13 protein-coding genes are annotated in these 21,147 nt (G+C 59.2%); 12 read left to right on the top strand and 1 reads right to left on the bottom strand.

The window, feature by feature from the left end:
* Positions 1 to 165: 165 nt before the first annotated feature.
* The 12 genes from ABIC44_RS03565 (at position 166) to ABIC44_RS03510 (ending at position 19,992) form a co-directional block, all read left to right on the top strand.
* Positions 166 to 5,802 (top strand): non-ribosomal peptide synthetase, encoded by a 5,637-nt coding sequence (locus ABIC44_RS03565; protein ID WP_354293688.1) that lies wholly within the window; start codon positions 166 to 168, stop codon positions 5,800 to 5,802.
* Positions 5,799 to 6,776: a TauD/TfdA family dioxygenase gene (locus tag ABIC44_RS03560; RefSeq protein WP_354293687.1), complete on the top strand. Its 978-nt coding sequence runs from the start codon at positions 5,799 to 5,801 to the stop codon at positions 6,774 to 6,776. The genes ABIC44_RS03565 and ABIC44_RS03560 overlap by 4 nt, the downstream gene beginning before the upstream one ends.
* Complete coding sequence (locus tag ABIC44_RS03555; RefSeq protein WP_354293686.1) at positions 6,694 to 8,073, top strand: amidase; 1,380 nt, start codon at positions 6,694 to 6,696, stop codon at positions 8,071 to 8,073. Before ABIC44_RS03560 ends, ABIC44_RS03555 begins: the two co-directional genes overlap by 83 nt.
* Positions 8,070 to 9,362: an MFS transporter gene (locus tag ABIC44_RS03550; RefSeq protein ID WP_354293685.1), complete on the top strand. Its 1,293-nt coding sequence runs from the start codon at positions 8,070 to 8,072 to the stop codon at positions 9,360 to 9,362. The genes ABIC44_RS03555 and ABIC44_RS03550 overlap by 4 nt, the downstream gene beginning before the upstream one ends.
* Before the next feature lie 19 nt (positions 9,363 to 9,381).
* On the top strand, positions 9,382 to 11,190 hold the full coding sequence (locus ABIC44_RS03545) for an amino acid adenylation domain-containing protein (RefSeq protein WP_354293684.1): 1,809 nt from the start codon (positions 9,382 to 9,384) through the stop codon (positions 11,188 to 11,190).
* Position 11,191: 1 nt separating this feature from the next.
* Positions 11,192 to 12,466 carry a cytochrome P450 gene (locus ABIC44_RS03540; RefSeq protein WP_354293683.1) on the top strand — a complete coding sequence of 425 codons (1,275 nt, stop codon included), beginning with the start codon at positions 11,192 to 11,194 and terminating at the stop codon, positions 12,464 to 12,466.
* A gap of 41 nt (positions 12,467 to 12,507) precedes the next feature.
* Positions 12,508 to 13,305, top strand: a complete 798-nt coding sequence (locus tag ABIC44_RS03535; protein ID WP_354293681.1) for a thioesterase II family protein — start codon at positions 12,508 to 12,510, stop codon at positions 13,303 to 13,305.
* A gap of 115 nt (positions 13,306 to 13,420) precedes the next feature.
* Positions 13,421 to 14,029 (top strand): hypothetical protein, encoded by a 609-nt coding sequence (locus ABIC44_RS03530; RefSeq protein ID WP_354293680.1) that lies wholly within the window; start codon positions 13,421 to 13,423, stop codon positions 14,027 to 14,029.
* Complete coding sequence (locus ABIC44_RS03525) at positions 14,029 to 14,271, top strand: helix-turn-helix domain-containing protein (protein WP_354293678.1); 243 nt, start codon at positions 14,029 to 14,031, stop codon at positions 14,269 to 14,271. Before ABIC44_RS03530 ends, ABIC44_RS03525 begins: the two co-directional genes overlap by 1 nt.
* Positions 14,271 to 15,791 carry an efflux transporter outer membrane subunit gene (locus tag ABIC44_RS03520; protein WP_354293676.1) on the top strand — a complete coding sequence of 507 codons (1,521 nt, stop codon included), beginning with the start codon at positions 14,271 to 14,273 and terminating at the stop codon, positions 15,789 to 15,791. Before ABIC44_RS03525 ends, ABIC44_RS03520 begins: the two co-directional genes overlap by 1 nt.
* Entirely contained in the window at positions 15,788 to 16,900 is a 1,113-nt protein-coding gene (locus ABIC44_RS03515; RefSeq protein WP_354293674.1) for an efflux RND transporter periplasmic adaptor subunit, read from the top strand. The genes ABIC44_RS03520 and ABIC44_RS03515 overlap by 4 nt, the downstream gene beginning before the upstream one ends.
* On the top strand, positions 16,897 to 19,992 hold the full coding sequence (locus ABIC44_RS03510) for an efflux RND transporter permease subunit (RefSeq protein ID WP_354293672.1): 3,096 nt from the start codon (positions 16,897 to 16,899) through the stop codon (positions 19,990 to 19,992). Before ABIC44_RS03515 ends, ABIC44_RS03510 begins: the two co-directional genes overlap by 4 nt.
* A 172-nt stretch (positions 19,993 to 20,164) precedes the next feature.
* On the opposite strand, the gene ABIC44_RS03505 is transcribed toward ABIC44_RS03510, so the two are convergent.
* Complete coding sequence (locus tag ABIC44_RS03505) at positions 20,165 to 21,067, bottom strand: hypothetical protein (RefSeq protein WP_354293671.1); 903 nt, start codon at positions 21,065 to 21,067, stop codon at positions 20,165 to 20,167.
* Positions 21,068 to 21,147 lie beyond the last annotated feature (80 nt).

The following is a 21,147-nucleotide window of genomic DNA, read 5'->3' as shown; positions in this document are numbered from 1 at the left end:
TTCGATCTCACCCTGGGCCTGAGCGAGCGTTACGATGCCGCAGGCGCCCCGGCCGGACTGACCGGCGAGCTCGAATATGCCGCCGACCTGTTCGACCCCGCCACCGCCCAGAGCCTCGCCGATCGCTTCGCCCGCCTCCTCGACGCCATCGGTCGCGATCCGCATATGCCGGCCGATGTCGCGCCGATGATCCTTGTCGAGCTGCCCGCACCGATGCTGCCGGCTGATTTCCGCGCACCGCGCACCGAGCGCGAGGCTATTCTGGCGGGATTGTTCGCCGAGGTTCTGGGGTCGGGGCCGGTCGGGATCGACGACGATTTCTTCGCGCTGGGTGGCCATTCGCTGCTCGCGACACGGCTGATCAGCCGGATCCGTGCGACGCTGCGGGTGGAGATCGGCATCCGCGCGGTGTTCGAAGCACCGACGGTGGCCGGACTGGCGGAACGGCTGGGGGTGGCGGGTGGCGCGCGCCAGGTCCTCGCACCGGTCGCGCGACCGGCTGTGTTGCCGGTTTCGCCTGCGCAGGGACGGCTGTGGTTCCTGCACCAGTTGGAGGGGCCGAGCGCGACTTATAACGTGCCCTTCGCCCTGCGCATCCAAGGCCTGCTCGATGTTGACGCGTTGGCGGCGGCAATGGACGATGTGGTCGTCCGGCACGAGAGCCTGCGCACGACGTTCGGCGACAGTGACGGCATGCCGCACCAGGAGGTGCTGGCACCGTCGGCCGTGCAGGTGATCTGGACCCGGGAGAAGACGGCGGATGCCGCCGCGCTGTCGTCGAATATCGCGGATGCTTGCGGCTATCGGTTCGATCTCCGGTCCGAACTGCCGATCCGGGCCTGGCTGTTCGATGTCGCGGACGACGAGCATGTCCTGGTGATCGTCGTACACCACATCGCATCGGACGGCTGGTCGCTGTCGCCGCTGTGGCGCGACCTTGAACGCGCCTATGCGGCGCGGCGTGACGGCGCGGCGCCGGACTGGGCACCGCTGGCGGTGCAATATGCCGACTATACGCTGTGGCAGCGCGCGCTGCTGGACGGAACCGACGGGTCCGCAGGCGTGCTGGAGGATCAGATCGCCTATTGGCGCGGGGCGCTCGCCGGACTGCCCGAGGTTATCGCCCTGCCCACCGACCGGCCCCGCCCCGCCATCGCCAGCTATCGCGGTGGCACGGTCGGCGTCACCATCGATGCCGCCACCCACGAGCGGCTGGTCGCGCTGGGACGCGAGAACAACGCCACCCTGTTCATGGTGCTGCATGCCGCCCTCGCGGTCCTGCTGGGCCGGCTCGGCGCGGGCGAGGACATCGCTGTCGGCAGTCCCATCGCCGGGCGGACGGACTCCGCGCTCGACGATCTGATCGGCTTCTTCGTCAACACCCTGGTCATCCGCACCGACCTGTCGGGCGACCCCGACTTCCTCACCGTCCTCGCCCGCGTCCGCGAAGCCGCGCTTGGCGCCTATGCCCATCAGGACGTCCCCTTCGAGCGGCTGGTCGAGGACCTCAACCCTGTCCGCTCGCAGGCACACCAGCCGCTGGTGCAGGTCATGATGGTGCTGCAGAACAACCTCGAGCGCCAGGCGACCCTGGCCGGACTGCAGGTCGAGGAACTGCCCACCGCGCTCGACACCGCCAAGTTCGATCTCACTTTCGCGTTCTCAGAGCGGCAATGCGAATCCGTACCATCTGGCATCTACTGCGAAATCGAGTTCGCCGTCGATCTACTCGATGAATCCACGGCTTCGACCCTTGGAACTCGGCTGGTCCGATTGCTCAAGCAATTGGTGACAACGCCAACCTCAGGCATCCACCGGCTAGACATCCTGCTACCGCATGAAGAAGAGGAGATGTCCGCCACCTCACAAGTTTGCTTTGATCGGGGCGCACCGCTTATGATCGAAGCGTTCGCCGGTCAGTGTGTCCGCACCCCGCATTGCATAGCGGTGGCGGAGAGCGAGCGCAAATTGTCCTATGCACAACTCAACGGCTGCGCCGATTATCTGGCGCAGCGTTTGCTCGCATTGAACGTTGGCCCGGGTGCTGTAGTTGCAATTGTAATGCCGCGATCTGCCGAAGCCGTGATCGCGATTATCGCAATCGCCAAGGTGGGCGGCATATTCCTCCCTATCGACAACGATTATCCCGCCGAACGCGTCAACATGATGCTGGAGGATGCAGATCCGGTCTGCGTTATCACCCGAACGAACGATATCCAGCATTTTACATTCGATCGAACCGTCCTGATGATGGACGGCATCGACGACTTCGCCGTTACCATAGACGAATCGCTACGTGCCTGCTCGCTCCGTGCGGAAGACCCAGCCTATATCATCTACACGTCAGGATCGACCGGGCGGCCAAAGGGCGTCGTTGTCTCGTCGGGCAGCTTGGCCAATTATCTGTCATGGGCGCGGGATGCCTATGCGCTGGCACCGGATGATGAGGTGCCGGTTACGACGTCGCTGTCGTTCGATGGAACGATTACGAGCATGGTTCTGCCGCTGATGTCGGGCGCGACGGTGATCCTGCCGGCTAGGCATGAGGAGCTTACTGCCCTCATCGGCCGAGCAAGCGCTTCGCAACCGTTCGCCCTTGTGAAGCTCACACCGTCCCATCTGGATTTCGTGAATGCCCAGGTCAGCGCTTCGTCGCTGCCACGAATCGCGAAGATGTTGATCGTCGGTGGGGAAGCGCTGGATCACGCATCTGTGAACCCCTGGTTTGAGGCCGGACCCGGACCGATATTTGTGAACGAGTATGGACCTACCGAGAGCACGGTTGGGTGTTCCGTTCACGTTGTCTACGGGCCAGCTACGGGCGCCGTTCCGATTGGCACAGCCATCAAGAACACATGGCTCTATATCTTGGACCACCACCTCAGGCCCGTAGCTGATAACGTTCCGGGTGAGCTCTATATTGGCGGCGCGGGACTGGCCGAGGGTTATTGGCGACGGCCGGGAACGACGGCGTCGCGATTCGTAGCGAATCCCTTCGCTATCGGTCAGCGGATCTACCGCACCGGCGATCTGGTGAAGCGGCGCCGGAATGGAATGCTCGAATATCTCGGACGAACCGACGAACAGGTAAAAATTCGTGGTTTTCGCATTGAGCCCGGCGAGATTGTCGCGCTCTTATCGATGCGCCCCGATGTAGGGCAGGCAGTGGTGGTCGTCCGTGAGGACGCGTCGGGAGCCAAGCAACTGGTCGGCTATGTCACCGCTGCCGGAAGTGACCACCCGGATCCCCGGACGCTGAGATCCGATCTGGAAAGCAAACTTCCCGGTCATATGGTTCCAGCAGCAATTGTGGTGGTCGATGTGATTCCGCTGACCCCCAATGGCAAGCTCGATGCGAGCCGCTTACCGGCCCCAATTTTCGCGAGCGAGGCTGGTGCCGAGCCGAAGACGCCGCGCGAACAAATTATAGCCGATGCGATCGGGACTATCCTCGGCGTTAATACCGTCGGGCGCAACGACAACTTCTTTGATCTCGGCGGCGACAGCATACGATCGATTGAGTTGATCAGCCGGCTTCGGAAGGCCGGACTCAGGGTTTCGCCGCGCGACATGTTTCGCCATCCGACAACTGCGGGTATTGCGGCAGCCGCGGAGCTCATTGATTCGAATGGCGTTGCCCGCCCCACATCGCCTTTCAAGCCCACTTTGACCGACGTATGCGACGCGAGGCCGCACCGCACCGTCCCGGCGACCCCAATCATCAAATGGTTTCTAGAGACGCCAGGCCCGTTGCGGCGGTACCACCAGTCGATGATCGTGCAGTTGCCGTGCGACGCTTCCGATGACAGTTTGGGAAGGGCGATAGCCGCAGTGATCGATTGCCACGACGCACTGCGACTGCGGCTGAACGGCGAAACCCTTGAAGTGCTCCCTCCAAGTGCGATCCACGGAGGGACGTGCCTAGCGACATCAATGGATCAGACGGACGTGGCGGCGGCTATGCGTGCGGCGGAGGACGGGCTCGATCCCATCCATGGCCGCATGCTGCGCGCAGTCCGGTTCGTCCATGACGGTACTCCCGTGTTGGGCCTCGTCGTTCATCATCTCGCCATCGATGCCGTTTCTTGGCAGCCGCTGATCGACGATCTGCAAACGGCATACATGGCCGCTATCGGCGGCAAAGCGCCAATCCTGGAGCGGCCGCAGATATCGTTCGCCGACTGGTCCGACCTGATCCAACAGGCCGCCCGCGACGGCAGGTTCGAAGCCGAAAGAGCCTATTGGGAACATGTAACCCGACTTCCCGATGTGTCATTCGGGGCGGGTCAACTCGATCCCGACCGAGACCGCCACCGGTCGATGCGCTCGGTTCGGCGGACGCTGGCGGCGGATATCTCGGCCGCCCTGTCCAGCCTGAAGGGCACAACGATCCACGAGGTTCTGCTTGCAACGCTAGGGCTGGCCATCGCGCACTGGCGCGAACAAAATTGTTGGGCAGCGACGGATTATATCCGCATTGATGTGGAAGGCCACGGCCGCGAAACGGTAATTGCCGAAGCTGACCTCGGACGATCGATCGGCTGGTTTACCAGTCTTTATCCCGTCGGTTTACAGGTCACACATGGCGATGAAAGCAACGTCTCCGATCAAATCGCCGCGATGGTGAAGCAACTGCGCGATGTGCCCCATAAGGGCATCGGCTACGGTGTCTTGAACTATATCGCGGCTGCCGGTGCACCGAAAGGAAGCGCAGGCATCCTGTTCAATTATCTCGGGTGGTCGCGAATGCCTAACGTTACCAAGGCTTGGCAGCCAATCGACATCCCGTATTCCTTCCATGGCGAACCCGATCGGGCTCTCAGCCATGCGATCTCAATCAACACGCTGATCCAAGAGGGGGAGGACGGCGCACGATTGATCGTCGACATGAGTTGGGCGGCAGGCGTGTTCCCAACAGACGAACCTGAAGCTCTGATAGATCATTGGTTCGCGTTGATGAGCTCCGCTGCACGAAGTGACGACACGATCCCTGCCGGGAGTAGTACTAACAACGAAGAGGCAGCGATCGCGGACATGCTACCGCCGATCATCCCGCTCAATCCAGACGGCAGCCGGCCACCATTGTTCTGTCTTCCCGCGCTCATCGGAATTGGATGGTCCTATGCTGGCCTAGCTGCCCGGCTAGACAACGATCAACCCGTGATAGCTCTCAACGCCCCCAGGCTGACGGGAATTTCTGTGGATGACTCGCTGTCGAAGCTGATCGATTATTATGTCGCAACGATTGAAGCCTATCATCCGGACGGTCCGCTTGCGCTATTGGGCTGGTCTTTTGGTGGTTACGTCGCACACGCGCTCGCTTCGCGCTTTGAGGCGCGGGGTCGTCACATCAGCTGCGTCATCGTGCTGGATGCCACGCCACCCGATGCGATAGCGCACTATGGACACGGTCCCCGCAGCAGCGACGACATCGCCAAGTATATTGACGCGATCCTGGCCGAAGCGAATTCTCCCTTCCTCGCACAGCCCGCGATGCGAGCGCGTCTGGTGGCTACATGTGCCCAACATGGCCGCCTGCTGGAATCGTTCGTCCGTTCGAACATCGCAGCGCCCACTCATGTCGTCGAAGCGCATCGTGTAGACCTGCCGCCGGAGTCGCCGCATCACATGGCGCGCTGGTGGGGAACGGCGCCGGAGGCGTACGTAAAGGTACCGATCGGCCATCACGATCTGCTGAGCGGTGCTGCGCTCGACCTCATCACCCCCGCCATCGCACGCGCCCTTCAAACGGCAGTTCCCACAACGCGACAAACGTCCACCCAGGCTGAGGAAGCGTCATGATCATCGACGACAGGCATTCGCTTTCGCCCTCGCAGCGCATGCCACGGCTCATTGCCTCATCGAAGCCGGGTCAGTCGATCGTGACGTTCCTTTCGAGCTATCGTGCCGATATCGACGCGATGCTCCTGGATAATGGGGTTATACAATTTCGTGGCTTTGACACGAACAGCGTCGAAGGTTTTCAGGCGTTCGTCGATGCGTTGGATGCTGGCAACCTAGACTATCGCTATCGTTCGACACCTCGGAAAAGTCGAGGGCGCGGGGTCTACACGGCGACCGAATACCCCGCGGGACGCGAGATACCCCTTCATAATGAAAATTCGTACCAGCATAGTTGGCCCGGCAAGCTTGCATTCGCTTGCATGATCCCAGCGAAAACTGGCGGCGCCACGACTCTTGCTGACATGCGCAAGGTTGGTGAGACCCTCGGCCCAGATTTGCTCGAAACGTTCCATCGCCGTGGGGTACGGTATGACAGGGTATTCCATCCTCATGTCGATCTTCCTTGGCAGGACGTGTTCCAGACTGAGGATCGCGGCGAAGTCGCGCGCTTCTGCGACGCGAATGAAATTCACCACGAATGGATTGATGGCGAAACCTTACGGACCTGGCAAATCAGCCAGGGTACGATCCGACATCCTATCTTGAACGAACAGTTTTTATTTAACCAAGCCAATCTCTTTCATCCATCGGCATTGGGCGAGGCAACGGCGACGCAGATGCTCGAGATTTTTGGAGAGGAAGGTCTACCGCGCAATGCACGCTACGGAGACGGTGGCGCCATCGCCCTGGAGACCCTGGAGAAAATTCGCGGTGCATATAACAGCGCTGCATTCGATCTGGATTGGCAGACCGGCGATGTCGCGCTGATCGACAACCTGCAAGTTGCGCATGGCCGGCGGGCGTTCACGGGCGAGCGGCTCGTCCTCGCCGCATTGTTGGATCCTCAGGGTGCGCCGGGTCATGGGAACTGAGGTTTGCTCCAAGCGGGCCGCCAGCGGCGCGCACGACGTTGGTGGGCGCGCTACTCAGGCCGTAGAAGTCTGCCTGGCGCGCGTTGCGGCGCGAGATCGGGCGATCCGTGCCTGGGCCTATGTCGGGGCGGCACAGGCACGGGCACAGGCGGACCGACTGGATGAACTCGACCGACGAGCCAACGTAGTCGATCGAGACTTGGGCGTATTACATGGCGTGCCAATCGGCGTTAAGGACGTTATCGAGACTGCGGACATGCCGACGGCGTTCGGCAATCGCACCTACGCACGCCGAACGTCGCCCCATGACGCTGAGTGCGTGCGACGTGCCCGAGCGGCCGGCGCGATTGTCGTGGGCAAGACCGCGACCGCTGAGTTTGCTTTGTCTGCTCCGCCCGCGACCCGCCATCCATTGGCGTCAATGCGGAGCCCCGGCGGATCGTCGGCAGGTTCCGCCGCCGCGGTGGCAGCGGATATGACACCAATCGCGTTGGCCACGCAAACCGGCGGTTCTGCGATCCGGCCAGCAAGCTATTGTGGTGTCGTCGGATTTAAGCCGAGCTTCGGGTTGATCGATCGTCGTGGGGTGATGCCGCTGTCACCGAGCCTCGATACCGTTGCTGTCATTGGGCGTAGCGTCGATTGGGTCGCGCGATGCACCGCCGCGATCGTTGATCGGCCGCTGCTATCTGTCGCGGCGCGGTCGCTCCGCGTCGGCTTGTATCTGGGATCCGAAGATGAACTTGATCCGCTGGTCGCTGCCGCACTGCAGGAGGCAGCGGCCAGCTTCTTATCAGCCGGTGCGACAGTTCGGTCGATCGCCCTACAGGCCGACGACGCCTACCTGCGCCGTGATCACGCGACGATCGCTATTTGGGAGGCGCGCGCTGCGTTATCGTGCCATCTCGACGATCCTGCAAGCCTGCGCGCGACAACCCGCCGCGTCTTCGCCACACAATCGCCGTGCCCCGGCGAGTTCGCCGCCGCAGTTGAACGCGCTGCCCACGCCCGCGCCAACCTCGAACGCTGGTTCGACGGGGCAGATATTATACTTGCTCCATCTGTTACCGGGCCAGCACCGCGCCGCGGCAGTTCGGGAGATCCCTCGCCATGTCTCCTCTGGACACTTTTACATCTGCCTTGCCTGACGCTGCCGACCGGTATTCGGGATGAGGGCGGCTTGCCCATCGGCATCCAATTGATTGCCCATCCTAACGAGGATCCGTTGCTGATCGCGGCCGCTCGATTGCTGGAGAGTTGTATCGCCGCTCGGCATAGCAAGGCGACTCAGCGATGAGCAATCCTGCCTCCCCCTCCATCGCAGAACAGTGCGGCAACCGACTCTTCGGCAGGTTCTTGACGGGCAACGCTGCAGCGTTGCTGGCCCTGGCGATGGGGCAAGTGGCGTTGCCTTGGTGGATCGTTAGTACGGGAGGTTCCCGCGACTTGGCGCTCTATGCGTTCTGGGCAGCGGTAGTGGGATGCCTTGCGACGCCGCTGCTTGCGGCACTCGGTGACCGCCACGATCAGTACGGGCTCATACGTCTTGGACTGGCGATCAATGTCACGAGCGCCGCCAGCTTGGCCTTTCTGGCGACTAAGTCGTATTACGCGATCGGCCCTGTGCTGGCAGTCGCGATCGTTGAAGTCGTCGGCGTGGCACTAGCCTTCTCGCTCATCAATGTGGCGGCGACCGAAATGCTCCCTGCCGCAGCGTTGCCGCGAGCGCTGCAACAACAGAAGCTGGTCCAATCTGCCGCTCAGCTCGCGGGTCCGGTTGTCGCCGGTGCTGTATTAGCTGCTTCCGGGGTCGCTGCAGTCCTGTGGGTCCAGGCGGGATTGACGGCCCTTGCAAGTATTTTGATGATCGGTGGTCGGAAGCAAACGCCTTCCCGCGTGCACACCGACACGTGGCTGACCGACGTCTATGTCGGTATTCGAGCGAAGTGGCGTATCCCGCTTGAGCGCAATTGGACGGCCATAAGCTTTATGGTGGCCATATTCCTAGTGCCCTGCGTCGGATTGCTGTTGCCGTTAAAGATTCGAGAACTGGGACTAGGGGGTAGCTGGTTCGCGGCTGCCGAAGCAGCCATGAGTGCCGGCCTCCTGAGCGGCGCCGTGATCGGTGCTAGCAACCGGATCGTAGAGAAGATTGGTCGATATCGCCTGCGGCTGATCGCCACAATGAGCCTAGGTCCGGCATTTGTGCTGACCGGACTTAGCGAACGGCCCGCGCTATTACTCGTTTCGCTGGGTCTAGCCGGAGTGTTCAACTCGCTGGTCGTGATGATGGGATATTCGCGCCGCATTATCGCAACTCCAGCTAGTTTCAGAACCCGGATGACCTCGACAAGCACCGTTTTAACTCAGGTCGCCAGCATCATCGGACCTGCCATCGCTGGGTTTGCAATCCTCCTGTCGTCAACCAGTTGGATCTACATTACCTTCGGCTTCCTAATCACAGTGGTCAATATCGGCTATTGCTGGACTCCGGGACTCAAGACATTCCTCGACGCATCGGACGCCGATGTCGATGAATGGTACGGCAAATTCTATCCGCATGCGTTCGACAACGCTAAGGTCTAAAATGAAAGGGAAGCAGGTCATGGCAGCACAAGACGTTGGTTCTGCTTCGATCGTGGGACGATTTACTCACATAGCACGCGAGCATAAAGACGCTTTAGCGCTGGTAGGCGACGACCTTGCTCTCTCCTATGCGGATCTGGACGCGATGTCCGATCGACTGGCACGCCGACTGGTCGCGCTTGGCGCGGCCCAGCACACGCCGGTGGCTTTGATGCTCCCACGATCCGTCGCAGCAATCGTAACAATACTCGCGATCGTAAAAAGTGGCGCCCCCTATCTCGCGATCGACCCGGCGCAGCCAATCGCTCGCACTATGACAATGCTAAGGGACGCCAAGGTCACGATCCTCGTCGTGTCGGCGCCCATCGATACCGAATTTAATAATTCACTCGACGGCCAGTATATCCGCATTCTGGACGATCCGATGGAGATGGTCGACGTTCCATCCGCTACTTTGCCATGCAACATCGGTCCCGCCGACCTTGCCTATGTCGCCTATACCTCAGGTTCGACTGGCCGTCCGAAAGGAGTGTGTATACCGAATGACGCTGTCTTGCGGCTGGTGGTCGACTCCGATTTTATTGACATCCGATCGAGCGACGTGTTCCTTCATTTCGCCCCTATTGCGTTCGATGCGTCTACCCTCGAGATTTGGGGACCATTACTGAACGGCGCCAAGCTCGCGGTTGCTCCGTCCGGTCCGCTGACCAGCGAGGAGATCGCCGCCGTGGTCGACGATTTCGAGGTGACGACATTATGGTTGACCGCCGGTCTATTCCACCAATTTGGCGAGCCTGAGTTCGAACGATTGACGGGGCTGCGCTATTTGATCGCCGGAGGCGACACATTGTCGCCGAACCAAGTCGAGCGCGCGCGCACCATCCTGACCAATACGATCGTCGTCAATGGATATGGGCCGACCGAGAATACCACATTTACCTGCACGCACGCGGTGCTTGCACCGATCGTCAACAACAACGTGCCAATCGGGCGACCAATCGCTGGCACGCACATTGCAATTCTAGACAATCACCTTGCGCCGGTTGCGACGGGCGAAACTGGCGAACTCTATATCGGCGGCAGAGGCTTGGCCCGTTGCTATCTCGGAGACGCGCAGCTCACGGCGGCACGCTTCGTCGCAGACCCACGTCCGGGGTACGCAGGCCATCGGCTTTATCGCTCGGGCGACAATGTCCGTGACCTGGGGAATGACCGTCTGGAGTTTCTTGGACGGGTCGACGGCCAGTGCAAGATCCGTGGCTATCGCGTCGAGATTGGTGACGTCGAGGTCGCGGTGTCTGCGCATCCAGAGGTCGACGACAAGGCGGTCATTGCACGTAAAGGCCCGGATGGCCAAGTTCGGTTGGTGGCCTTCTATGTGGCACAGGCACCAATCCCTGGATCGGAAATGCGCCGTATGCTGGCCGAATATATTCCGAGCTACATGATCCCAGCATCCTTTGTCCGGCTCGACGTACTACCGCTTAATGCAAATGGAAAAATCGATCGCGCTGCGCTCCAGCGGTTTGACTTACCGGCACGTCCGGACGTCGCAACCCAATTTCGTCGTCCAGAAACCGAGATCGAGCGTTGGCTCGTCCAGTTGTGGTCCGATCTGTTGGAAGTCAAGGAGATCGGTATCGACGATGATTTCTTCGAGCTGGGCGGCCACTCGCTTTTGGCGATTAAAATCACGGCGGAGATTAGGGCGGAGTATAACGCGCATATTCCGGTCCATCGATTCTATGAGTCGCCAAGCGCGCGCGACGTCGCAGCGCTTATTGGCGAGGTGGTCAGCAGCGTATTCCCAACGAACGCGGCGGCCTAACATGCGCCTTTCTCCCTCCTCCGAGCCCGCGGACGTCGATATTGATCAGGTCAATCTTAGCGATCCGCTACTGTATTCGCACGGTGATCCGCACTCCATTTGGGCTAAAATGCGTGAAGAGGCACCTATACGCCGGCATTGCCGCGCTGACGGCAGATCTTTTGTTTCGATTACCCGTTATGCCGATGTGATCGCGGTTGCACGCGACCACGAACGCTTCACATCACGCGGGGGGACAGTCTTGTCAATCTTGGGGATGCCGGATCCCGCAGCTGACAAGATGCTGGTCGCCAGCGACCCGCCAATCCACACCGCGATTCGTGAACCGCTGACCAAAGTTCTTTCCCGACGTGCACTCGAACCGTTCATACCGGAGGTACAGCGGGTCGTTCACATGATGCTAGAGCCAATCTTAGCAGGCGAGCCCTTCGACCTAGCCCACGCGATCGCACCATTTCCGATGGCGTTTGCTGGCATATTGATGGGCATTCCGCCCGAGGACTGGCCTGCGCTGACCCGGCAATCAACGAGCGCGATCGCTCCCGACGATCCAGACTACCGCACCGGTAACGGATCTGGCACGCTGGCTTCCGCGCATCACGAGTTGTTCTCGTATTTGTCGCGCGCATCGGCAAAGCGTGCAAAGGTCCCCGGCGAAGATCTTATTAGCTTCTTCCAAGGGATTACAATAAACAATCGCCGCTTGCGACATGATGAAGTCGTCTACAACTGCTACAGTATGCTGCTCGGTGCTAACGTAACAACTCCTCACACTGTAACCGGAACCATCGCGGCCCTCGCTGAAAATCCGGTAGAATATGACAAGATCGTCGATGCGGCGACCGTGCAAAGTGCCGTCGAAGAGGGCCTTCGGTGGTCAACGCCAACAATTCACTTCATGCGTCACGTGCTTGTAGATACGCGAGTCGGCGACGTAGACTTACGCGCAGGCGAAGCCGTAGTTCTCTGGCTTGCGTCGGCCAATCGCGACATCGAAGCGTTTCCCGATCCTTTCCGGTTTTCAGTGACGCGCAAGCCAAACAGGCACGTTGCGTTCGGCTTTGGCCCGCATTTTTGCGTGGGCGCTCCTCTGGCCCGGATCGCGCTGCGGCTGCTGTTCGAGGAAATCTGCAAGGTCGTTGAGCGGTTCGAAGTAGTCGGACCAATTGTTCATCTCGGATCGAACTTCGTCGGCGGCATGAAGTCGATGCCGATCCTTGCCCGCCTTCGACCGGGTGCAAGCGACGTCATTAGGCAATCCACTGCGCGCCGCTAATAGTGATTTGAAGCCACCGCAACATCAAGGATAATACACCCATGGATGCAAAACGTTCGCCAAGCCGATGGCTTCTCAGGGAACCGGTTGGCGATCGGCCGAATAGGCTCTTTCTCTTCCCCTATTCCGGCACCGGTGCCTCAATCTATCATCGTTGGCCAAGGAAGACATTGACGACTGAAATTTGCCTGATACAGCCGCCGGCACGCGAGCGCCGTATCCGCGATCCCCATTACGGCACCTATGAGGAACTTGCGAAGCAGGTCATCGAGAACTTGCTCCCCTATTTCGACAGGCCGTTCGGTTTTTTCGGCCATTGCGGAGGTGCCCTACCCGGCTTCGCCACCGCTCTCGAATTGCATAGGCGCGGCCTGCCAACGCCGACCTGCCTGTTCATCTCGTCGCAAGTTGCGCCGCATGACGGACCCTTCGGTCGCTACCTCCATCTTGACGACGACGAACTGCGCGAAGAACTCTGCGGATTTGTTCGCCGGCTTGGAGGCGAACCAAATGCGGAGTTGATCGAGGTTGGCCTCACAACTCTAAAGCTCGACCTCGAGGCGAACCGGCAATATGTCTTTGCGGGTCCGGTTCGTCTACCGGGCCTACTCCGGACAATCTCATGGATTGAGGATGTCGAAATCCTTCACAATCAGATGACGGGCTGGCCGCTTTACGCCGACACAGGCCGCTTTCATTCTACTGTCCTTCCCGGTGATCATCACGAGTTCCTGAAGGCACCCGCCGCGCTGCTAGACGCACTCGACGACGGGATGGAGCAGGGCCGACTGGCGGCGATGGCAACCCGCCGCGCAGCCATCGGCGCGGCCAGCCGCTAGTTTTGTCGTTTGACATAAATTCTTTGTCGTTTTAAGCATACTCATCGGAGCGAGATTCTGTTCCGCACCCGATGGTGAAAAACACCGTCGAGCACGTCTCCAGAAGGCTGTTGCGATGAAGACGAAAGTTGACGAAGCGGCCGACGAGCCGGCCCCCGATCGCCTGCTGCTGCTGCATAGCCGCCGGCTATCCAGATTTTTTCTAATATTGTTCGTTTTTTTTGCGGCGTACATGATCGTCTGTGTGGGCACGATGTTGTTGCGGCAGGGTTGGATTGCAGGCATCAAGGACGGCAGCTTCGCTTTTCGAATCTGGCTCCCTATCCCGCCATATGATGACCCCGAGCCCGTCGGATTCCGGCCAGTTTCTGAGCTGACCGTCTGGCAATCTTCTCTTATGGGGGCACTGCTATTACTTAGAAGGCTACCGGGACTGCTAATCCTCTGGTACCTCCATCGCTTGTTTGATCTCTATGCTCGTGGCCGAATCTTTTCCATTGAAAACACCGACCAGATTCGGCGGATGGGTATCGTGTTAATCGGCTATGCGCTGGTGCCGGTAATTACTCGTGGCGGTCTTTACCTTGCCGGTCTCTCGCCGATAACTTTCCAACTACCAGGCGGGCAGATCAATGCCTTTATCCTAGGCCTGATTATTATAACGATCGCACGCGTGATGTCTTTTGGCCACGCCATAGAGCAAGACCGAGAGACATACATCTGATGTCTATCATCATACGGCTCGATATGATGCTTGCCAAGCGCAAGATGAGATCGAACGAACTTGCTGCGTTGGTCGGGATATCGGAGACCAATCTCTCCTTGCTCAAAAGTGGGAAGGTAAAGGGTATCCGATTTTCTACACTGAACAGCCTTTGCCGGGAATTGGATTGCCAGCCTGGCGATCTAATTGAATTCATTCCGGATGAAGATGAAAGTAAGAGCTCGCGCCACGGAGACGGATAATGAACATTTGGTTTTGGTGTTCGGCGTCGAAACCGCGAGGCGATCGTTTTCACGGTTCGATTTCCCATCTGCGCCAAGATGTAAGGTGGCGGGCCGCGCCGATTCTCGCAATGTTGATTACATCGGGGTGTTCTACAGGACCTGAATTTCGCCGACCAGCACCCCCACCCGTAACGCATTACTCTGAGGACCAAAATGTTTCCGGGGCGATGACCTCCGACCAGCGGCTGGTTATTGGCGGCGACGTTCCGTCGAATTGGTGGGAGGGGTTCCACGTCTCATCTCTCAACGTAATGGTCGAACGTGCGTTGAAGGAAAATGCATCAATAGGTGCAATGACCGCTGCCCTCCGCCGATCTGCCGAACTTGAGCAAGCGCAACGCGCGTCGCTGCTGCCGACGGTTAGCGCGGATGTTACTGTTAGCAGAGGGAATGTCGCTTCGACCGGAAGCAACCGCTTAGTTTCTGCCGGCACATCGCAGTTGGCTTATACGCCCGATTTTTGGGGTGGTTTGCACCGCGGTGTGGAGGCAGCCAAAGCGCAGACGGACTATCAGCGGTTTCAACTCGAAGCCGCTCGCCTTGCGCTATCTTCCGCGGTCGTTCGCTATGCGATAGCGGCGGCCTCGCTTGCGCGGCAAATCCGGGCGGCCGACCAGATCAGTAGCGCCGCGATCGAACAACTTCGGATTATTCAGCGCCGGTTTGACTTGGGTGCAGTTACTGCGGATGAAGTAGCATTACAGGAATTGCAGGTTACACAGACAAAGGCGGCTGCCCAATCATTGCGCCTTGAACTCGCAATCACGCGAAACCAATTGGCGAGTTACCTCGGCCGCCCCCCTGAACAGGCTGATCTGCCGGAAATTGACTTTGATTCCATTGCATTGCCGGAGACGTTGCCACTAAGCCTTCCCTCCACGCTGATCGACCGCCGCCCCGACATACGTGCCGCAGAGGCGAATTGGCACGCCCAGACAGCTGAATTGGGAGTAGCGACCGCGCTACGTCTGCCTTCGCTGACGCTGGGCGGGACCTTGGGCGTTCAAGGTGGAAGCGGCAAGGTACTCTTTGGTCCCGGTAGCGCGGTCTGGTCGCTACTCGTCGAAGTCACGCAGGCGATTTTCGATGGAGGCGCATTGCGCCACCGGCAACGAGCTCAACGCGAGGCAGTCGCGCAGGCGGCTGAGCTTTGGCGAGATCAAGTTGTTGTTGCGTTTCAGGGGGTGGCAGACGTTCTGGCGAGGATTGGGTCGGACACGATTGCTTTGAACCTCGCCATAGAGTCTGAGCACGCTGCAAACCGCAGCCTCTCGATCGCTTCGGCACGCTATCGTTCAGGCGCAGCGCCCTTTCTCCTGCTCCTGACGGCCCAACGCAGCCAAGCTGACGCGGTTGCTCAACTTATACGCGCGCGAGAAGCCCGCCTGACGGACTGCGCGCTGCTTTACGAAGCGCTCGGCGGCGGCTGGTGGCACGATAGAGTAGATGCCCGGTCCTCAACGGAGACCATCCGATGATCAGGATTTCCCGCATCGCTAGGCAGCACCCAGTTGCCATCATCGTAGCAACGGCGCTCGTTTTGGTGCTCATCACAACAATCGGCTGGACGCGCTGGCGGACACCCACCCCCTCTAAACCGGAGGATGAGGAGACAGTGGCGGTGACGGCGGATACGCTTTCCGTTTCTTCGTTCCGACCGCATCTGAAGGCCTATGGTGAGCTTCGGGCAGTCCGTGGAGTAGAATTAGCGGCCGAGGTCTCGGGGATTGTTGATCATATCTATTTCGAGTCTGGCGAGCACGTTAAGAATGGGACACGCCTTCTTCAAATACGTCTTAACGACGATCCAGCTAAGCTTGCTGCAATAGACGCGAATATAACATTGTCGCGTGCGAATCTCGCCCGGGATGTTGCCCAGCTTGAAGCGCAGGCGGTTAGCCAAGCTACGGTTGATGCCGATCGTGCAGCTCTACAAAGCTTAATAGCGCAAGCCAACGCGCAGCGCGCTCTTATCGCCAAAAAGACGGTAAGAGCTCCATTTTCAGGACAAGTCGGTCTGCGGCAGGTCGATTTGGGCCAGTACCTAACAGCTGGCGATCCGATCGCATCTTTCCAAGCGCTTGAGACGCTATTTGTGGATTTCAACGTACCACAACAGGAATTTGGGGCCTTGAGGGATGGTCAAAAGGTGCAATTATCGTTCGACGCATATCCTGCCCGGCGATTTAACGCGGTCTTGACCGCAATTGATAGCCGTCTCGACAAGGCAAACCGTATGGTCACCGCCCGAGCAACGTTGCCGAACCCGAACAAGTTATTGCGGCCAGGAATGTTCGCAGTGGTCGACGTACCAATCGGAGTTTCGCGGCCGGCTATTCTCGCTCCGTTGACCGCAATTACCTATAGCCCCAGCGGAGACTACACTTACGTTCTAGAGCCGGCGCCTCACGCTGACCAGCCCCGGCACGTACGCCTGCGGCAGGTCAAGTTGGGCGACAAACAGGGTAGTCAGGTCGTTGTTTTGGAGGGGCTGCGTGCCGGGGAGCAAGTGGTCACCGCGGGCCAAGTTAAGCTTCGGGACGGCGCCGCAATTCGCCTGTCTCCGAATGGGGGTACGAAGCAATGAGGTTCGGCGAACAGTTCGTACGGCAGCCAGTACTGGCTGTCGTACTCTCACTGGCCATTGTTGCGCTGGGAATCTATGGTGGTCGTCTTTTACCTATCGAGCAATTTCCGCATACGGTCAGCGGGACTGTGACGGTGACCACTGCGTACTACGGCGCCGACCCTGCAACGGTCGCCGGATTTATTACAACGCCGCTCGAAGGTCGCATCAGTCGCGCAAGCGGGATCGACTACGTCACCTCCACGTCGGAACCGGGTCTGTCCACGATCGTCGCTGTGCTCAGGCTAGGTTATGATCCTGCTCGCGCGTTGGCTGAGATTCAGGCAAATGTGACCGCCGCGACCGCTGAGTTTCCACCCGGAGTACAAGCCTCTTCGATCTCGCTTAGTGCTGGTAGTGGGATTATGAACCTGGGGGTCAGCAGTGCCACCCTCTCATCTGGACAGATCAGCGACTATGTCCAGCGTGTCGTCACGCCGCGGCTTCAGGCGGTACACGGGGTGCAGGCAGTAGAAGTCCAAGGCGCACCGCGACTCGTTATGCGAGTATGGCTAGATCCCGAACGAATTGCCGCAGTTGGCATGTCGCCCGAGGACGTACAGGCAGCGCTTGCCGCTAATAATTTTGTGTCGGGTGCTGGACAAACTCAAGGTGGTGCCACGCGTGTTGATCTCGGACTGACATCGGTTTTGCAGACGCCTGAGCAATTTGGCGCGCTCGTTATCCGGGAAAGAGAGGGGCGCATTATTCAACTGCGGGACGTCGCCCGTGTAGAATTGGGGCGATCGCCGGAGTCGCTGAGCGTCATCGCCGATGGTCGTCCTGGGGTGTTCATCCGTATCCGCGCTAACGCAGAAGCCAACGTACTGGACGTAACCCGGGCCCTGTCCGCTCAAGTCGATGCTTTGCGGTCGCGTATGCCCCCGGGTCTCCAAATTGAAATTTTGAATGACAATGGTCACTTCATCCGCCTGTCTATCGAGGAGGTTGTTCGGACACTGTTCGAGGCACTTGTAATTGTCTCGCTGGTGGTTTTCCTTTTTCTCGGCTCGACTCGATCAATGATTGTGCCGCTTGTGACGATCCCAATATCGCTCATTGGAACGCTCGGCCTCATGACCGTCATGGGATTCTCGATCAACCTGCTGACGCTCCTCGCAATGGTTTTATCGATAGGCCTCGTTGTAGACGATGCAATTATCGTCGTGGAGAATGTCAACAGCCGCATCGCAACTGGGGTGAGTCCAGTCGATGCAGCAGTGGCGGCAGTGTCGGAGCTCGTCCAGCCGATTATCGCAATGACCATCGTGCTAATCGCGGCCTATCTACCGCTAGGGCTTCAAAAGGGATTGACGGGCGCATTGTTTACGCAGTTCGCCTTTACGTTGGCGGCGGCGGTAACAATGTCAGCGATCGTCGCCCTCACCTTGTCGCCGATGATGTCTGCCTATCTACTTCGCCATCGGCCGGCCGACGAGCAGCCCAACAGCATGCTCGGGCGGCTTGAAGCCGCAGTCGAGACAATTTTTGCATACGCCAAAATCCGCTATGTCAGCTGGCTTGACGCCTGCCTTTCTGCACGCCCCATCATGCTCGCGCTGACCGCTATCGTGCTGATTAGCGTCTTCTTCTTTTATACTGGGTCGAAGCACGAATTATCGCCACGAGAGGATCGTGGCGTGCTGCTCGTCAGTGGAACAGCGAGCCCAAACAGTACGACCGATGCGTTGCAACAATATGACGCGCAAATCCTCGACGTGTATCGCAACGCGCCAAGCATGAGGCACTTTTGGCATGTGGTTGATGCGCCGTATGTCGACGGCGGGGTCATATTGGCGGACTGGAAAGATCGTTTGCAGACATCGAACCAGGTGGAAGCGAAAATCCGCAATCAGTTGTCCGACGTGCCTGGTTTGGACCTAGCGGTCTACCAGCCGCCCTATTTACCAGGAGCGCAAGGCATGCCCGTGGGCTTCGTACTGCAGAGCGCGGGTGACTTCGACAAGCTCAGTGCACTATCCGAACGCTTCCTTGCGCGGGTTAAATCAAGCGGGCTTTTCGCCTATGCCGAAAGCGATCTCAACATCGACCAGCCGCAATCGACGATTGTTGTGGATCGTGCCAAAATGGCAGCACTCGGAATTACGATGGACAATGTTGCAACGTCGCTGAATGCGATTGTTGGAGGCGGCTTCGTCGGCTTCTTCCTGAATGATGAGCGCTCGTACCGCGTCGAACCCCTTGCGGACCGGCGCTTCCGCCTCAACCCCGATCAAGTTCTCGATTATCCGATCGCGACCGTCAAAGGCACTTCTATACCGCTACGTTCGATCGCACACCTGTCGGAAAGCGTCGTGCCCCGCTCGATTTCACACTTCCAGCAGCTTAACGCTGCTACGATCAATGCCATTCCCGCATCCGGTGTCTCGCAGTCGGAAGCTGCCGCTTATCTGTCAAATCTTGCCTCTTTGATGCTTCCGTCTGGCTATTCAACGGATGCGGTCGGTCCGTTGCGGCAGTATCTCGCCGAAACCGGTGGGGTTGGGCAAACCATCGGGCTGGCCCTTCTCATTACCTATCTCGCGCTCGCCGCCCTGTTCCGCAGCTTCATCGACCCCTTAATCATTCTTATCACAGCGCCGCTTGCGCTCTCTGGTGCGCTCCTTTTTATCTATTTTGGCATCGGTGGGTTAAGCATCAACTTGTTCACCGAAGTTGGCCTGGTGACGCTGATGGGACTAATCAGCAAGCATGGCATCCTAATCGTGGAAGTCGCAAACGCGCGGCTGGGCGAGGGCTATACTCGACGTGCCGCAGTTGAATTTGCCTGTGCAGAGCGGTTGCGACCTATTCTAATGACGACTGCCGCGATGGTGATTGGCGTCATACCGCTCGTCAGTGCCACTGGCGCCGGCGCGGCTTCAAGATTTGCAATGGGTACGGTGATCGTCGCCGGTTTATCGCTCGGAACGCTTTTCACGCTTTTCGTGCTACCGGTCGTTTACAGCATCGCTGGGAGACAACACGCTGCGCGCCAAGCTCCCGATATAGTGGACCGTGGAGATTTCGAGTCGTCGCCGCATTCCCGCTAGTTGTTAACTAGCGGGCGGTTGCCGGTCCAACGCAATCAATAGCATGTTTCGTCGGGCAACAGCGGTTGCCATCCCGGATAATTATATTTATGCGCCGATTTTAAATTTTGTTTTGTTGAAGATTAATTGCGTGATTAGCTTGCTCCAGCCCACCGGGCTCAATCAAAAAAGTTCAAACTTCTGCCAAGTTTGGCTCCCCCGGACTAGCGCTCAACAGTTCGCCGATTGCCGCTACGGAGGCGCCCCTTTCGTGGAACCGCTCCAGCCACGATTTCATCGTCGCCCTGCTTTCTAGCGGCAACGTAGCGGCCACCTGCTGGAACGCGATTAAGTCCGGGGGAGCTGTGGCTATAATCGCGTCGATTTCCTCCGGGTCTAGCAATGCCTCCTGCCGAATGAAGGCCGTCATGGAGCCTGGTCGCGCGCGGGTGGAACGGCGCCAAAGCCCTTCGACGTTGCGGAGGCGCGGCGCGGCTCGCGCCTCGATCAATACGATAACGCGCAGTTCGTGGCGAGGGAGCGCCCTCACCTCGTCCACCTGCATCGCGGTGCAGAAAAAGCAGGAGCTTTTCGGAAAGGGCGGCAACCCGGCATCCGCAATGCACCGGTCGCAGGCGTCACGGTCCCAACGCCATTCGCGTAGCGGATATTGGTAGTCATAGAGATCGGATACGTGCCCCTCGCGGTGCGCATAGCGCTGATTGTCGCGCCGGGAACAGTCATAGCCGATCAGCCGCACGACCTTGCGCCCGTTGCTCCATGCGTGCTGAGCTGGCGGCCACGCCTTCACCCATTTGTCCTGCGGCGATATCTTGTGGCGCGCCGAGCAGGAATGGAGTCCGAACGCGATCGAGGGCAGCGTGCCATTCGTCAGGCAGGCTTCGAGGAGGTCGTTATAGGGGGGCCAGTGCTTGCAGCGCGTCACACGGTATTGGACGACCTCGTTGGGGACGCCATGCGCATCCATCCAGTCCCGGAACAGCGGGATAAGCGGTCGGGTCCGCGGTTGCTCGGGCATGTGGGCCAGCAGGACCATGTCGGGTGGTTGACCGCGCTTCACCAACTCGATGATCATCGCAGTCGAGTTTGCCCCCGCCCCCCAGGCCGCTACCACCGGCAAGCGAGTGCGGTGGACACTCATGCGATCATCGCCAG

Origin of the sequence: Sphingomonas sp. 1185, from assembly GCF_040544655.1 — a bacterium.
In the GTDB taxonomy this organism is placed as follows: Bacteria; Pseudomonadota; Alphaproteobacteria; order Sphingomonadales; family Sphingomonadaceae; genus Sphingomonas.
This window is presented reverse-complemented; position numbering and strand designations above follow the sequence as displayed.

Excerpts from the sequence above, each read along its gene's own strand:
- ABIC44_RS03505 (WP_354293671.1), bottom strand. The coding sequence starts at position 21,067 with ATGATCATCGAGTTGGTGAAGCGCGGTCAACCACCCGACATGGTCCTG.
- ABIC44_RS03525 (WP_354293678.1), top strand. The coding sequence starts at position 14,029 with ATGTCTATCATCATACGGCTCGATATGATGCTTGCCAAGCGCAAGATG.
- ABIC44_RS03545 (WP_354293684.1), top strand. The coding sequence starts at position 9,382 with ATGGCAGCACAAGACGTTGGTTCTGCTTCGATCGTGGGACGATTTACT.
- ABIC44_RS03520 (WP_354293676.1), top strand. The coding sequence starts at position 14,271 with ATGAACATTTGGTTTTGGTGTTCGGCGTCGAAACCGCGAGGCGATCGT.
- ABIC44_RS03510 (WP_354293672.1), top strand. The coding sequence starts at position 16,897 with ATGAGGTTCGGCGAACAGTTCGTACGGCAGCCAGTACTGGCTGTCGTA.
- ABIC44_RS03550 (WP_354293685.1), top strand. The coding sequence starts at position 8,070 with ATGAGCAATCCTGCCTCCCCCTCCATCGCAGAACAGTGCGGCAACCGA.
- ABIC44_RS03530 (WP_354293680.1), top strand. The coding sequence starts at position 13,421 with ATGAAGACGAAAGTTGACGAAGCGGCCGACGAGCCGGCCCCCGATCGC.
- ABIC44_RS03535 (WP_354293681.1), top strand. The coding sequence starts at position 12,508 with ATGGATGCAAAACGTTCGCCAAGCCGATGGCTTCTCAGGGAACCGGTT.
- ABIC44_RS03560 (WP_354293687.1), top strand. The coding sequence starts at position 5,799 with ATGATCATCGACGACAGGCATTCGCTTTCGCCCTCGCAGCGCATGCCA.
- ABIC44_RS03515 (WP_354293674.1), top strand. The coding sequence starts at position 15,788 with ATGATCAGGATTTCCCGCATCGCTAGGCAGCACCCAGTTGCCATCATC.
- ABIC44_RS03555 (WP_354293686.1), top strand. The coding sequence starts at position 6,694 with ATGGCCGGCGGGCGTTCACGGGCGAGCGGCTCGTCCTCGCCGCATTGT.
- ABIC44_RS03565 (WP_354293688.1), top strand. The coding sequence starts at position 166 with ATGCCGGCCGATGTCGCGCCGATGATCCTTGTCGAGCTGCCCGCACCG.
- ABIC44_RS03540 (WP_354293683.1), top strand. The coding sequence starts at position 11,192 with ATGCGCCTTTCTCCCTCCTCCGAGCCCGCGGACGTCGATATTGATCAG.